Source organism: Pseudomonas sp. PK-RTE-24 (assembly GCF_054052265.1).
In genome coordinates, this window is sequence record NZ_CM133224.1 from 5,585,451 (window position 1) to 5,598,815 (window position 13,365).

Below are 13,365 nucleotides of genomic sequence, written 5' to 3' on the forward strand. Positions count from 1 at the left end.
GATCGCAGTTCCCTGTGGGAGCGAGCCTGCTCGCGAAGAGGCCAGTCCAGACAACTCAAATCCCGCAGAGCTGACGCAACAGCCCGGTATCCAGATGCTTCTCCACCAGATCTGCCAGCCGTTCGATATCGCGTTCGCGCAAGCCGTGGTAATCGACCTCTTGTACATCACTCAGCCCGGCCCAGCGCAGCAACGCCGCGCTCGCCTCGGGGGATTCGAACAAGCCATGCAGATAGGTGCCGAACACCTGACCATCAGCACTTTGCGCACCATCGCAACGACCGTCGTCCAAATGCACCGCCGGATTCTCCAGCGCCGGCCCGCTGGTTACGCCAGCATGTATTTCGTAACCGCTGACTGCGGCGCTTTCCAACGCCAGCCGCCCGCGCACGTTGCGCAATTGCTTCTCGGCTTCGAGTTGGGTTTCGAACGCCAGCAGCCCCAGACCGGCGCTGGAGCCGGCAGCGCCTTCCAGCCCAAGCGGATCGTGTACTTGCTCACCGAGCATCTGCAGACCGCCGCAAATCCCCAGCACCTTGCCGCCGTAGCGCAGATGCCGATTGATCGCAGCGTCCCAACCATTGGCGCGCAGATAAGCCAGATCACTGCGCACGCTTTTCGAGCCCGGCAGGATGATCAGATCGGCGGCGGGAATTGCCTGGCCCGGACCGACAAATTGCAGATCCACCTGCGGATGCAGACGCAGCGGGTCGAAGTCGGTGTGATTGCTGATGCGCGGCAGCACCGGCACCACCACTTTCAATACCTGCTCGGCCTTGTCGGTCTGGCGTTGGTCGATTCCGTCCTCGGCCTCAAGGTGCAGGTCCATCACGTAGGGCAAGACGCCGACCACCGGTTTGCCGGTGCGCTGCTCCAGCCAGTCGAGGCCCGGTTGCAACAAGGCGATATCGCCGCGAAAGCGGTTGATGATGAAGCCTTTGACCCTCGCCTGTTCGCTCGGCGAGAGCAATTCCAGCGTGCCGACCAAATGCGCAAACACGCCGCCGCGATTGATGTCGGCGATCAGCAAAACCGGGCAATCCACCGCCTCGGCAAAGCCCATGTTGGCAATGTCGCCGGCGCGCAGATTGATCTCCGCCGGCGAACCGGCGCCTTCGACCATTACCAACGAGTACGCAGCGCTGAGTCGCTCGTGCGAGGCGAGCACCGCTTGCATCGCGATGGCCTTGTAATCGTGATAGGCGACGGCGTTCATCGTCGTCACCGCGCGGCCATGAATGATCACTTGCGCGCCGGTGTCGCTGTTGGGCTTGAGCAGCACCGGGTTCATGTCTGTGTGCGGTTCAAGACCGGCCGCTTGCGCCTGCACTGCCTGCGCGCGGCCGATCTCGCCGCCGTCAGCGGTGACTGCGCTGTTGAGCGCCATGTTCTGCGGTTTGAACGGCACCACCGCCACGCCCTGGCGAGTGGCCCAGCGGCACAACGCGGTCACCAATGTGCTTTTGCCGGCATCGGACGTGGTGCCTTGCACCATCAGAGTGGTCATGGGTGGTCCTTGGCGAATGCTTGCAAAGCCTGTTCGAGACGCAGCTCTTGCGCGGCATCGGCTGGCAGGCCGAAACGCACGCTGCTGTTGTGGCTGAACAGGCGCAGGAGGATGCCGCGCCGGGCGAGGAATTCGTGCAGCGCTTCGGCGTGCTCGGTGATCAGCCACTGAAACAGCGCGCAGCCGCCCTGCGGTGCAAAACCGCAACGCGTCAGCAACGCCGCCAGCCGTTCGCTCGCTTCATCGCTGCGAATCCGCTGACGGGTATGGCCCTCGGTGTCTTGCAGGCACGCCGTACCGAGTACCCGCGTCGGCCCGCTCACCGCCCACGGCCCGACCTGTTCGGCGAGCAGTTTGAGCAACTTGCGCTCGGCCAGAACGAAACCGAGGCGCACCCCGGCCAGACCGAAAAACTTGCCGAACGAACGCAACACCACCAGCCCGACCTGATGCGCATAGGGCGCCAGGCTCAGCTGCGGCGTGTTGTCCATAAACGCCTCGTCGACCACCAGCCAGCCACCGCGTTGCGCCAGCCGCGCATGCCAGTCGAGCAGGCGTGCCGGGGTCAGGCTGAGGCCGGTCGGATTGTTCGGATTGACCACCACCAATACATCGAGGCTGTCGAGAAAGAACTCGACTTCCTGCTCGAGCACTTCACGGACGATGTAACCGCTGCGCCGCCAGGCTTCGGCATGCTCGGCATAGCACGGCGACAACACGCCGACCTTGCCGGCCCGGCGCAGACGCGGCAGCAACTGGATGGCCATTTGCGAGCCGGCCACCGGCAACACCTGCGCGGCGCCGTAGTAATCGCAGGCGGCCTGTTCCAGACCGTCGTCGGTTTCCGGTAAGCGCGCCCAGGCGCGCAGCGGGATTTCCGGGATCGGGAATGGCCATGGCGCGAGGCCGCTGGACAGGTCGAGCCAGTCGGCTTCGGCAATCCCGTAATCGAGTGCAGCCTTGCGCAACCGGCCACCGTGCTCAAGCATAAAATTCCGCCCCCAGGCAAAGCATCAGCAGCCATAACCATACGCCGCGCTGGACCAATTGCCAGCCACGGTCAATGGAATCGGCATCCGCCGGCGCACCTTCGCCCAGTTGTGGGCGCTCATGCAGTTCGCCGTGATAGATCGCCGGGCCACCCAACTCGACGCCCAGCGCACCGGCACCGGCCGCCATCACCGGGCCGGCGTTAGGGCTGTCCCACTGCGACGCTTGGGTGCGCCAACACTTCAGCGCGAGGCGGGTCTTGCCGAGCAGCGCGTAGGTCAATGCCACCAGACGCGCAGGAATGTAGTTCAACACGTCGTCGATTTTCGCCGCCGCCCAGCCGAAACGCTCGAAGCGTTCGTTGCGATAACCCCACATCGCATCGAGGGTATTGCTCAAGCGATACAGAACCACGCCCGGGGCGCCGGCGACGACAAACCAGAACAGCGCAGCGAACACCGCATCGCTGCCGTTCTCCAGCACCGATTCAGTGGCGGCACGGGCCACGGCAGTGCTGTCGAGTTCATCGGTCTGGCGGCTGACCAGATAACCGACACGCTTGCGCGCCTCGTCCAGATCATCGGCGCGCAACGCAGCCGCGACCGGCGCGACATGTTCGCCGAGGCTGCGCATGCCGAGGGCGCAATACAGCGCGAGAATCTCGACAATCCAGCCCACATAGGGCGCCCAGGAAAATGCGGTGGCGAGCAGAGTCAGCGGCAGCACCGCGAGCACCCACGCGGTCACACCATGGCTGCGCCAGCCACGGCCGCCGGCGTTGAAGCGTTGCTCGATGCGCCCGGCAAAATTGCCGAACGCCACCAGCGGATGCCAGCGTTTCGGTTCACCAAGCAGCGCATCCAGCGCTACTGCGGCGACACTCAGCAACGCCACACTCATTGACTCACTCCCCAATAATTTTCGTACAGCAACTCGTTGAGCGGCCGCGCCTGCGCCCAGCCTTCAAGTACCAGCATCGGCGCCGGATAGAATTCCTTGACCGGGCCGAGACACAACACCGCCAGCGGCTTGGCACCGGCCGGCAACTTGAGCAAATCCGCCAGTGCCTGCGGTTCGAACAGCGAGACCCAGCCCATGCCCAGGCCCTCGGCACGGGAGGCCAGCCACAGATTCTGGATCGCGCAGGACAGCGAGGCCATGTCCATTTCCGGCAACGTGCGCCGACCGAAGATGTGTTTTTCGCGATCGTCCATCAGCGCTGCGACCAACACTTCGGCGCAATCGTTGATGCCTTCGACCTTGAGCTGCATGAACTCATCGCTGCGCTCGCCAAGGGCCTCGGCGGTGCGGATGCGTTCTTCTTCCACCAGATCGCGGATCTGCCCGCGCAGAGCGCGATCGCTGATGCGGATGAAGCGCCACGGCTGCATCAGGCCGACGCTCGGCGCTTGATGAGCGGCTTCAAGCAGACGACGCAGCAACTGCGGCTCGACGCTGCCGCCGGTGAAGTGGCGCATGTCGCGGCGCTCGGCGATTGCCTTGTAGACCGCTGCGCGCTCGGCTTCGGAGAAGGTGTCGTCGGTCATGGGCCTTTCGCGAGCGGGCTCGCTCCCACAGGGTTCAGGTCATCCATTGTGGGAGCGAGCCTGCTCGCGAAGGCGGCCTCACGATCTGGCGCAAACAATGCGGCAATCGCAGTCGGATTCGACGGGAAATAAAAATGCACATAAGAAGCCGTCATCCGCCCCTCGCGATAAACCGCCTCAGCGCCGCGCCCGCCATTGGGACTCAGCCCACGGGCAATCGGCGTCAGCTCTGTGGTGGTCAGGGAATGATGATAGGTATGCCCACGCAACTCCCCTTCCGGCAATTCAACCGCCTGCAACGCCAGCGCCGCCAGACGCTTCTGCATCACCGCCTCGCCCTTGAGCAAACCGACCAGCTCAGCACGGGTGCCTTCCACGTCGGTCAGCGAATCAAGCAGATAAAGCATGCCGCCACACTCGGCGAGCAACGGCTTGCCCGCCGCATGGTGCGCGCGGATCGCCGCCAGCATTGAGGCGTTTTGCGCCAGCGCGACGTGATGCAACTCTGGATAGCCGCCCGGCAGATACAGGCTGTCCGCCTCGGGCAATTGCGTGTCGCGGATCGGCGAGAAGAAGCGCAATTCGGCGCCCATCGCCCGCAGCAGATCGAGACTGGCGCCATAGGTGAAGGCAAAGGCTTCATCGCGGGCAACGGCGATGCGCACACCTTTTAATAGAGGCTCGGCGGCGATGACGTCAGGCCCGGCGAATTCAACGGCCGGTGGCAGCGCGACCTCGCAACTGCTGGCCAGCGCATCGGCGGCCGCGTCGAGGCGCAGATCCAGATCATTCAATTCGCTGGCCTGAACCAGGCCGAGGTGGCGGCTCGGCAATTCGATACCGGTTTCGCGGGACAGCGCACCGTACCAGCGCAGACCTTCGGTGAGGCTGCCTTCGAGTAATTGCGCATGGCGCAAGGTGCCGACGCGGTTGGCCAGCACGCCAGCGAACGGCAAGTCCGGCTGATACTTGGCCAGGCCCAGCGCCAAGGCGCCAAAGGTCTGCGCCATGGCGGTGCCGTCGATCACGCCGAGCACCGGCACACCGAAGTGGCGTGCCAGATCAGCGCTGGATGGCGTGCCGTCGAACAGGCCCATCACGCCCTCGATCAGAATCAGGTCGGCTTCGGCGGCGGCTTCCCACAACAGCCGGCGACTTTCCTGCTCGCCGACCATCCACATGTCCAGTTGATACACCGGCGCACCGCTGGCGCGCTCGAGGATCATCGGGTCGAGAAAATCCGGGCCGCATTTGAACACGCGCACCTTGCGCCCTTGGTTGCGATGCAAACGGGCGAGTGCGGCGGTGACGGTGGTCTTGCCCTGACCGGAGGCCGGCGCGGCGATCAACACCGCCGGGCAGTGACGTGGTTGCTTCAAAGTTCGACGCCTTTCTGCGCTTTGATCCCGGCCTGGAAGGCGTGCTTGAGCATGCCCATTTCGGTGACCGTGTCGCCCATCTCGATCATTTCCGGCTTGGCGCCGCGACCGGTGACCACTACGTGCTGCATCGGTGGGCGCGCCTGCAAATCGCTGAGCACCTGATCGAGATCGAGGTAGCCGTGCTTGAGGGCGATGTTCAACTCATCGAGCACTACCAGACCGATCGAAGGGTCGCGCAATAATTCGCGGGAGACTTCCCAAGCGGCGGTCGCCGCGGCGATATCGCGCTGGCGATCCTGGGTTTCCCAGGTGAAGCCTTCGCCCATGACGTGGAAACGCACCTGCTCGGGGAAGCGGCGGAAAAACAATTCTTCGCCAGTGCTGTTGCGGCCTTTGATGAACTGCACAACGCCGCACTGCATGCCGTGGCCCATCGCGCGGGCGAGCATGCCGAACGCCGAGCTGCTCTTGCCTTTGCCATTGCCGGTCAGCACCAGCACCAGGCCACATTCGTCGGGCGAGCTGGCGATGCGTTCGTCGATCACGGCCTTCTTGCGCTGCATGCGCGCCAGATGGCGTTCGTCACGCTCGGGGGAATCAGTCATGGGGGGAGCTCTCCGTTGAGGCTGGATAACGGCGGGCAGGCACAAGAATAGACGGCAAAAAGCCTGGCATCGCCCACCGTGATGCCGCTGAGATGGATCAGGCCGGTCTCCGGGCTCATGAGCGGCGTTTCGCCGGACTGCGCGCCTTCCCGCTTCTTTCGAGGCAGTGGCTCAAGGCGCAGTTTTCACTCATTTACCGTTGCGGGGGCAGCGCCGGGATCGTCGTGGCTTCGCTTGAAGACCACCCTCACCGGCTTCCCTGTTTCACTCTGTCGACGCGGGGCCACAGAGCACCTGAAACAAGCGGCGAAGGTTAGAGGGTTGGAGGTGGAGCGTCAATTGAAGAGGCGCTTTGCGCGCGAATAACTGCCGCTGATCCATTGTGCAGCGGCAATCTTGTGCCAGACTGCGACAAGTGATATCAAAGAGCCATGCTTTTTTCGAAAGCCCACTACAACAATAAGGATGACGACGATGCAAGGCATGATCATCAGCAACCCGCGCCTGGAATTTCTGCGCCCGGTGCTGGAACGCTGGTTTGACTGTATCGATCGCTACAACACCGTACGCGGCGACAACGAAACGCCATATTGGCACGACGAGAAAGCCAATCTCGGCCTGCTCTCGGCAGCGGCGTGGATGGCTGAAATGGTCACGCTGAACGACACGGCCACGCGCAAACAGAACGAAGAAGGCGAACGCAATGCTCGCGCCGACCTGCTGATTGCCGGCGCCGAAGACCGCGCGTTCATTCAGGCCACGCAACGCTGGCCACGGGTCAACAACCTCAACCTGACCCAGGCACTGCTCGACGTCACCGCCGATGCCAAGCGCATCAGTTACGCCAGCGATCTCAAGCTCGGCTGCCTCTTTGTTGCTCCGCAAAAACCTCAGCACAGCGCCAGCCCCGAAGAATTGCAGGACATGGTAGACGACCTGCAAAAGGAACACACCTGCGCCGTGGCCTGGTATTTCCCCTACGCCTATCGCAAATTGCACAGCGACGCGGGCAACTATCATCCGGGCATCGCCATGCTGTTCAAGGAAGCCCGCGGTTGAGCAGTTGAACCATCGGGCCTGCGCCCTCCTCTATGTTTAGGAATGCATTCATAGGGAAGATCAGCAATGCGCAAGGCCCAACTCGCTCTTATCATCGCCGTCGCTGGCGGGCTCGCCGCCTGCGGTGAAACCTCCAGCCTGCAAGTCTCCGACGGCACCGGCCCGTCACCGAAACTGCCCGAACCGAACAAGACGCTGATCCCGACAGTCAACATCGCCCCGGCGGTGGGCTGGCCGGACGGCGCGAAACCGATCGCAGCGGCCGGCACCCAGGTCGCCGCGTTTGCCGAAGGCCTCGATCACCCGCGCTGGCTCTACGTGCTGCCCAACGGCGATGTGCTGGTGGCGGAGACCAATGCGCCGCCCAAGCCCGATGACAGCAAAGGCATTCGTGGCTGGGTGATGAAGAAAGTCATGGGCAAGGCCGGTGCCGGCGTGCCCAGCCCGAACCGCATCACCCTGTTGCGCGATGCCGACCACGATGGCGTCGCAGAAACCCGCACGGTGTTCCTGCAGAACCTCAACTCGCCGTTTGGCATGACGCTCGTCGGCAATGATTTGTATGTGGCCGACACCGACCGCCTGCTGCGTTTCAACTACGAGCCGGGCGCCACCGAGATCAAGACCCAACCGATCAAAGTCGTCGACTTGCCCGGCGGTACACTGAATCACCACTGGACCAAGAACGTCATCGCCAGCAAGGACGGCAACAAGCTCTACGTCACCGTCGGCTCGAACAGTAACGTCGGCGAAAACGGTCTGGATCAGGAAGAAGGCCGCGCGGCGATCTGGGAAGTGGATCGTGCGACCGGCAATCACCGGATCTTCGCCTCGGGTATCCGCAACCCCAACGGCCTGGCTTGGGAACCCACCAGCGGCGCCTTGTGGACAGCGGTCAACGAGCGTGACGAAATCGGCAGCGATCTGGTGCCGGACTACATCACCTCGGTCAAGGACGGCGGCTTCTATGGCTGGCCGTTCAGCTACTACGGGCAACACGTCGATGTGCGGGTCAAACCGCAGAATCCTGATCTGGTGGCCAAGGCCATCGCTCCGGATTACGCGGTCGGTCCGCACACCGCTTCGCTGGGCCTGACCTTCGCAGAGGGCAACCGGTTGCCGGCGCAATTCAAGGAAGGCGCATTCATTGGCCAACACGGCTCGTGGAACCGCAAACCGCACAGTGGCTACAAGGTGATTTTCGTGCCGTTTACTGGCGGCAAGCCGACCGGGCAGCCGGTGGATGTGCTGACCGGCTTCCTCGACAAGGACGAGAATGCGCTGGGCCGCCCGGTAGGCGTGGTGATCGATCAGCAAGGTAGCTTGCTGGTGGCGGATGATGTCGGGAACAAAATTTGGCGCGTTTCGGCCAGCAATTAAGCTAAGCGCGAAGCAAAAAATGTGGGAGCGAGCCTGCTCGCGAAAGCGGTTTATCAGTCAAATCATTGTCAACTGACACTCCGCCTTCGCGAGCAGGCTCGCTCCCACATTTAGTTATGCATACGCACTAGGGGTTACGCGCCAACTGCCCCGGCTGCAACACCCGCTTGGCGCTCAGATACGCCTTCTGCCAATACGCCTTCGACAGGCTATCGAGCTTGACCGTGCCGCCCGTGGCCGGCGCATGCACGAAGCGCCCCTCGCCGACGTAAATCCCCGCATGACTGACCTGCGAGCCGCCATTGGTGGCGAAGAAGATCAGGTCGCCGGTCTGCAGGCCTTCCTTGCCGACATTCGGCGCCTGCATGACGATCATTTCGCGGGTCGAGCGTGGCAGCGAAATGCCCGCCGCGTCGCGGTAGACGAAACCGATCAGACCACTGCAATCGAAACCGGAATCTGGCGTGTTGCCGCCCCAGCGATACGGCGTGCCGACCAGGCCGAGGGCGCGGAACAGCACGTCTTCAGCAACGGGGGAAAAAGCCTGGGAGGGAGCGAACACGATCGGCGCGCGAACCACGGGGGCTGGCGGCGGTGTGCGGCTGGCGCAGGCGCTGAGCAGCGCGGCGCAAAGGATCAAGGTGAGGCGGGCCGACATCGTCATAAGCAGAACATCCTGATCTGGCTGCGGCTTTCTCTGCCGAATGGACAGAAACAAAACCGCCTGCGTCATCACGCAGGCGGTTTGCCATCAATATAGATTCAGGATTCTAGCGGCTACGCGGCAAACTTCAAGTAAGACTTTAACTTCACCTTGTAAAGTTTAGGTCTACTCCGTTGCCGTGCCGTTTTGTCGCCGCGAACGCAGCGACATCGCGCTTACTTGCGAGCGGTGACCACGGTCGGCGCCATGGCGAGTGCACGCTTGGCTTCGATGAAGGTCTTGCTCCAGTAGCTGTCACCCAGGCTGTCGATGCGAACACCGCCGCTGCGACGACTGCTGGAGTGAATGAACTGGTTGTCACCCAGGTAGATGCCGGCGTGACTGACACGACCGCGACGACCATTGGTGGCGAAGAACAGCAGATCACCCGGCTCAAGGTTGCTGCGCGAAACCAGGGGCGCATCAACGTTGATCATTTCGCGAGTGGAGCGCGGCAGGTTCATGCCCGCCTCTTCGCGGAACAGGTAACCGATGAAACCGCTGCAATCGAAACCGGCTTCAGAAGTACCGCCGAAACGGTAACGAGTACCGATCAGGGACATACCGCGTTCGAGGATGCTGTCAGCCAGTACAGGAAGCTGATAAGGCTTGCTGCCGTTGAACTGGTTGAGTTCTTTTTCGGTGTCCAGCTCTTCCTGGTAAATAACGGAAGACTGGGCGGTAGCAGAATTCTTGACCTGTTGCGGCGGCTCTTGAACCGGAGAATGAGCAGCACAACCGAATAACAGGGTAACGAGTGCGAGAGGCACGAGGGGTGCGAAGCGCTTTAGCATGGGCACGACCGTGGCTGATAGTTGTAAAGAAGCCGAGACTATGCCCGCTATCGTCCTCATTTGCAAATTCAATCGAACTTTATGTGACTTCCCGGTTTCGCGTTTACATCTAAGCGCGTAACTCGTCTGGCCGGTGAATCGGCGCAGGGACGCGGGTTTTCTGGCGCCTGAAAGCTGGCAAAAGCCCACTACTACCAGCCAAGAGTTTCCTTGAGGAAGGGAATGGTCAGCTTGCGTTGCGCTTGCAGGGACGCCTGATCAAGCTGCTCGAGAAGATCGAACAGCGCGCTCATGCTGCGCGTGCCGCGAGTGAGAATGAAGTGCCCGACTTCATCGGTCAGGTGCAGACCGCGACGGGATGCGCGCAATTGCAGCGCACGCAATTTGTCTTCATCGGAGAGTGGGCGCATCTGGAAGATCAGCGCCAGGGTCAGGCGCGATTTCAGGTCGGCCAGCTTCACTGGCAATTCGCGCGGCGAAGTGGACGCGGCGATCAGCAGGCGCCGGCCGCTGTCACGCAGACGGTTGAACAGATGAAACATCGCCTCCTCCCAGTCCGCCTTGCCAGCAATCACCTGCAAGTCATCCAGGCAGACCAGTTCGTACTGTTCAAGGTTGTCGAGGATTTCCACGCCACGATCCATCAACTCGGCCAGCGGCAGATACACCGCCGGTTCGCCCATCTGCTCGAAGCGCAGGCACGCGGCCTGCAACAGATGCGTGCGCCCGACGCCGTGTTTGCCCCACAGGTAGATCAGGCTCTCCGTCCACCCGGCGTCGGCTTCGCAAAGACGCTCGACATAGCCGAGTGCAGCGGCATTGGCGCCTGGGTAGTAGTTGATGAAGGTGGCGTCGTCACGCAGACGCACACCTAGGGGCAGCTGAATCGGTTTCATGCTGACTGAACAGTTCTCAAAGGAACCGTTAGTGGCCTCTGTGTAAAGTTGGCGAAGTTTATACCCGTGAGGCTGAGCGCACAATGCGACAGACCCCAAGCAAAATCAAAGGTTTGCGTTGACGCAGCGGTTTGATGACAGATTCTCTGGCGCCCTCGCTCGAACGAAACGCGGCAGCCCGGCCAAGCGCCGGGCCGCCCGCGCCATCACAGCTCAGGTTCGTCAACGCCGCTGTAGATCCCGGAGTCCTTATACAAGTCGTGGACATGACGCACCAGCACCATGATCACCGCCGCCACTGGCAACGCCAGCAGCACGCCGGTAAAACCGAACAGCTCGCCACCCGCGAGGATCGCGAAGATCACCGCCACCGGGTGCAAGCCGATGCGGTCCCCGACCAGCAGCGGCGTCAGCACCATGCCTTCCAGTGCCTGACCGACCATGAACACTGCGACGATCCCGACCATCGGGTACAGATCGCCCCCGAACTGGAACAATCCGGCGATCAATGCCGCACCGATGCCGATGACAAAACCCATGTACGGCACAATCGCCGCGAGCCCGGCAATCAGGCCGATCAACAGCCCCAGTTCCAGACCGACGATCATCAGGCCGGCGGCATAAATCACCCCCAACGCAACCATCACCAGCAACTGCCCGCGCACGAACGCGCCGAGCACTTCGTGGCACTCGCCCGCCAGCGCAACCACGCGCTCTTCGCGATCACGTGGGAGCAGGCTGCGGATCTTGCCCATCATCACGTCCCAGTCGCGCAGCAGATAGAAGCTCACCACCGGAATCAGCACCAGGTTTGCCAGCCAGCCGATCAGCGCCAGGCTCGAGGCCGTCGCCTGACTCAGCACCACACCGACGATGTCGGTGGTCTGGCCCATGTGCTCGCTGATCGCGGCTTTGACTTTATCGAACTTCCAGAAGCCGTCCGACAAACCAAGCTTCGCTTGCGCCCACGGCACAGCGGTGTGCTGCAACCAGTCGAGCATCTGCGGCGCCAGCTCGTACAGACGCAGCAACTGCTTGGCGAGCATCGGTACCAGCACCAGCATCAACGCCGTGACGATCAAGGTGAACAAGGCAAACACGGCAATCACGCCCCAGGTTCGCGACAGCCCGAGCCGCTCCAGACGATCCACCAGCGGATCGAACAGATAAGCCAGCAACAACGCGACCAGAAACGGCGTGAGGATCGGATGCAGCAACCATACAAACGCGCAAAGCAGGACTACCCCACCGAGCCAGAACCAACGCCGCGTATCGGCCATTTACCACTCCTGATGCTTCTATATAAGGAAAGACTTACCAGCGAAACCGCAACGACGGTGCCGCCGCTGCCGGGGCTGGCGCTGGCGCTGCAACCGCAGGCGTACCATCCGCCGCTGGCTGGGCAGGCGCCACCGGAACCGGCGCTTCGGCCGGCAGCTCCTGCAACTTCGCCAGCGACAATTGCGCGCGCAACTGATCGGCGCTGCCATTGACCCGATAGACGATCCGATCGCCCTGCACGCTTTGCAGACGCACGCCGAACGGTTCGAGTAACCGCAGCAGCGCCGCATAATGCTCCAGATTCATGCCCTGCACTTCCAGCGTCTGCTGACCCGATGCGCCGGGTTTGGCGACGAATCGCGGCGCCAGACGCTCGGCCACCGCCAGCATCACCGCATCGGCAATCGCAGCCTGATCGGCGCCCTGCACGCTGCCGGCCTCTTTCTGATCACCGAGCCACAAGCGCCATTTTGCCTGCCACTGTCCGCCCTCTTCGCGGGCATGCACCGCCAGCAAGGCGTCGGCGTTGTAGCGCTCCGAAGCACTGCGCAAGGGCGCGGGGTCAGCGCTTTCCAGCGCGGGTGCGGTGGCAACCAATTGCTCGCTGAGATCAGCCAGCGGCAAGCGCAGTGGCAAACCGCGATGTTGTGCGGCCGTGCGCAACGCTGAGGCTGCGGCCTGACCGTCACCGACCAGGCTCGCACCTTCAGTTGAATCGTTCAGCCACCAGCCGAGGATCGACGGTCGACTGGCGCCCCACACCGGCAACCCGGCCCGACGCAAGGCCTGCTCGGTGGTTGCCGGATCGAAATCGACTTTCAGCACTTCCGGTGGCCCGGCATCGAAACCGAACTGGCTGATGATCTGCTGCGGGTCCTTGCGGATCGGCGCCAGCCCCGGGTTCTGCGCGGCTTTCGGGTCGCCGGTCAGGCGCAGCACCAGGGTATCGAGCGCCGCCTGCGTGGCGCGATCGCGCTCTTCCGGCGCCTGGCCGTTGACCGGCTGACGCACCTGATACAGACCTTTGAGGTTTTCGGCATGGCTCGCCAGGCTGACCAGCGTCAGGCAGCCTACAAATAACAATTTACAAAAACGCATGGAAAATTCCCGTCGACAGGAGCGGCTGGAACACGCCGCGTGAACCGGTTGAGCAAGGCTGTGACCCCCACCTCTTGCAAAACATTCACACGGTGGCGGTAAGTTTTTGCACAGTCCTAACGA

Annotated in this window: 13 protein-coding genes and 1 riboswitch; of the genes, 2 read left to right on the top strand and 11 right to left on the bottom strand. The window is 62.5% G+C overall.

Going from position 1 to position 13,365, the window contains the following annotated elements; translation table 11 throughout:
• Positions 1-55 precede the first annotated feature (55 nt).
• Genes ACV8MC_RS25075 through cobO form a run of 6 tightly spaced genes read right to left on the bottom strand, consistent with a single transcriptional unit; the run spans position 56 to position 6,031 of the window.
• Positions 56-1,507: a cobyric acid synthase gene (locus ACV8MC_RS25075; protein ID WP_252879678.1), complete on the bottom strand. Its 1,452-nt coding sequence runs from the start codon at positions 1,505-1,507 to the stop codon at positions 56-58.
• Positions 1,504-2,496 carry a threonine-phosphate decarboxylase CobD gene (gene cobD / locus ACV8MC_RS25080; RefSeq protein WP_150636724.1) on the bottom strand — a complete coding sequence of 331 codons (993 nt, stop codon included), beginning with the start codon at positions 2,494-2,496 and terminating at the stop codon, positions 1,504-1,506. Before cobD ends, ACV8MC_RS25075 begins: the two co-directional genes overlap by 4 nt.
• On the bottom strand, positions 2,489-3,397 hold the full coding sequence (gene cbiB, locus ACV8MC_RS25085; protein WP_095180761.1) for an adenosylcobinamide-phosphate synthase CbiB: 909 nt from the start codon (positions 3,395-3,397) through the stop codon (positions 2,489-2,491). The genes cobD and cbiB overlap by 8 nt, the downstream gene beginning before the upstream one ends.
• Positions 3,394-4,044: a 5,6-dimethylbenzimidazole synthase gene (gene bluB / locus ACV8MC_RS25090; RefSeq protein WP_457263921.1), complete on the bottom strand. Its 651-nt coding sequence runs from the start codon at positions 4,042-4,044 to the stop codon at positions 3,394-3,396. Before bluB ends, cbiB begins: the two co-directional genes overlap by 4 nt.
• Positions 4,041-5,423, bottom strand: coding sequence for a cobyrinate a,c-diamide synthase (locus ACV8MC_RS25095; protein ID WP_457263923.1), 1,383 nt, complete (start codon positions 5,421-5,423; stop codon positions 4,041-4,043). Before ACV8MC_RS25095 ends, bluB begins: the two co-directional genes overlap by 4 nt.
• Positions 5,420-6,031 carry a cob(I)yrinic acid a,c-diamide adenosyltransferase gene (gene cobO, locus ACV8MC_RS25100; protein WP_150636720.1) on the bottom strand — a complete coding sequence of 204 codons (612 nt, stop codon included), beginning with the start codon at positions 6,029-6,031 and terminating at the stop codon, positions 5,420-5,422. Before cobO ends, ACV8MC_RS25095 begins: the two co-directional genes overlap by 4 nt.
• Before the next feature lie 83 nt (positions 6,032-6,114).
• Positions 6,115-6,344: riboswitch (cobalamin riboswitch) on the bottom strand.
• A 161-nt stretch (positions 6,345-6,505) separates the two neighbouring features.
• On the opposite strand from cobO, the gene ACV8MC_RS25105 reads away from it, so the two are divergent.
• Together ACV8MC_RS25105 and ACV8MC_RS25110 are read left to right on the top strand one after the other, a co-directional pair.
• On the top strand, positions 6,506-7,090 hold the full coding sequence (locus ACV8MC_RS25105; RefSeq protein WP_457263926.1) for a hypothetical protein: 585 nt from the start codon (positions 6,506-6,508) through the stop codon (positions 7,088-7,090).
• A gap of 66 nt (positions 7,091-7,156) precedes the next feature.
• A complete protein-coding gene (locus ACV8MC_RS25110; protein WP_457263928.1) occupies positions 7,157-8,470 on the top strand; it encodes a PQQ-dependent sugar dehydrogenase in 1,314 nt (437 codons plus the stop codon).
• 127 nt (positions 8,471-8,597) lie between these two features.
• Here ACV8MC_RS25110 and ACV8MC_RS25115 read toward each other — a convergent pair whose 3' ends face one another.
• The 5 genes from ACV8MC_RS25115 to ACV8MC_RS25135 form a co-directional block, all read right to left on the bottom strand.
• The gene (locus ACV8MC_RS25115) at positions 8,598-9,134 is read right to left on the bottom strand and encodes a C40 family peptidase (protein ID WP_150741317.1); all 537 of its coding nucleotides are present in this window, start codon (positions 9,132-9,134) and stop codon (positions 8,598-8,600) included.
• Positions 9,135-9,349: 215 nt separating this feature from the next.
• Entirely contained in the window at positions 9,350-9,967 is a 618-nt protein-coding gene (locus ACV8MC_RS25120) for a C40 family peptidase (protein WP_016773699.1), read from the bottom strand.
• Positions 9,968-10,158: 191 nt separating this feature from the next.
• Positions 10,159-10,863, bottom strand: coding sequence for a DnaA regulatory inactivator Hda (hda, locus tag ACV8MC_RS25125; RefSeq protein WP_007919828.1), 705 nt, complete (start codon positions 10,861-10,863; stop codon positions 10,159-10,161).
• 206 nt (positions 10,864-11,069) lie between these two features.
• Positions 11,070-12,143 carry an AI-2E family transporter gene (locus tag ACV8MC_RS25130; RefSeq protein WP_095180755.1) on the bottom strand — a complete coding sequence of 358 codons (1,074 nt, stop codon included), beginning with the start codon at positions 12,141-12,143 and terminating at the stop codon, positions 11,070-11,072.
• A gap of 34 nt (positions 12,144-12,177) precedes the next feature.
• Positions 12,178-13,242, bottom strand: coding sequence for a DUF2066 domain-containing protein (locus tag ACV8MC_RS25135; protein WP_252877705.1), 1,065 nt, complete (start codon positions 13,240-13,242; stop codon positions 12,178-12,180).
• Positions 13,243-13,365 lie beyond the last annotated feature (123 nt).

Coding starts and splice junctions, on each gene's coding strand:
- ACV8MC_RS25075 (WP_252879678.1), bottom strand. CDS start 1,507: ATGACCACTCTGATGGTGCAAGGCACCACGTCCGATGCCGGCAAAAGC.
- cobD (WP_150636724.1), bottom strand. CDS start 2,496: ATGCTTGAGCACGGTGGCCGGTTGCGCAAGGCTGCACTCGATTACGGG.
- cbiB (WP_095180761.1), bottom strand. CDS start 3,397: ATGAGTGTGGCGTTGCTGAGTGTCGCCGCAGTAGCGCTGGATGCGCTG.
- bluB (WP_457263921.1), bottom strand. CDS start 4,044: ATGACCGACGACACCTTCTCCGAAGCCGAGCGCGCAGCGGTCTACAAG.
- cobO (WP_150636720.1), bottom strand. CDS start 6,031: ATGACTGATTCCCCCGAGCGTGACGAACGCCATCTGGCGCGCATGCAG.
- ACV8MC_RS25105 (WP_457263926.1), top strand. CDS start 6,506: ATGCAAGGCATGATCATCAGCAACCCGCGCCTGGAATTTCTGCGCCCG.
- ACV8MC_RS25110 (WP_457263928.1), top strand. CDS start 7,157: ATGCGCAAGGCCCAACTCGCTCTTATCATCGCCGTCGCTGGCGGGCTC.
- ACV8MC_RS25115 (WP_150741317.1), bottom strand. CDS start 9,134: ATGACGATGTCGGCCCGCCTCACCTTGATCCTTTGCGCCGCGCTGCTC.
- ACV8MC_RS25120 (WP_016773699.1), bottom strand. CDS start 9,967: ATGCTAAAGCGCTTCGCACCCCTCGTGCCTCTCGCACTCGTTACCCTG.
- hda (WP_007919828.1), bottom strand. CDS start 10,863: ATGAAACCGATTCAGCTGCCCCTAGGTGTGCGTCTGCGTGACGACGCC.
- ACV8MC_RS25130 (WP_095180755.1), bottom strand. CDS start 12,143: ATGGCCGATACGCGGCGTTGGTTCTGGCTCGGTGGGGTAGTCCTGCTT.
- ACV8MC_RS25135 (WP_252877705.1), bottom strand. CDS start 13,242: ATGCGTTTTTGTAAATTGTTATTTGTAGGCTGCCTGACGCTGGTCAGC.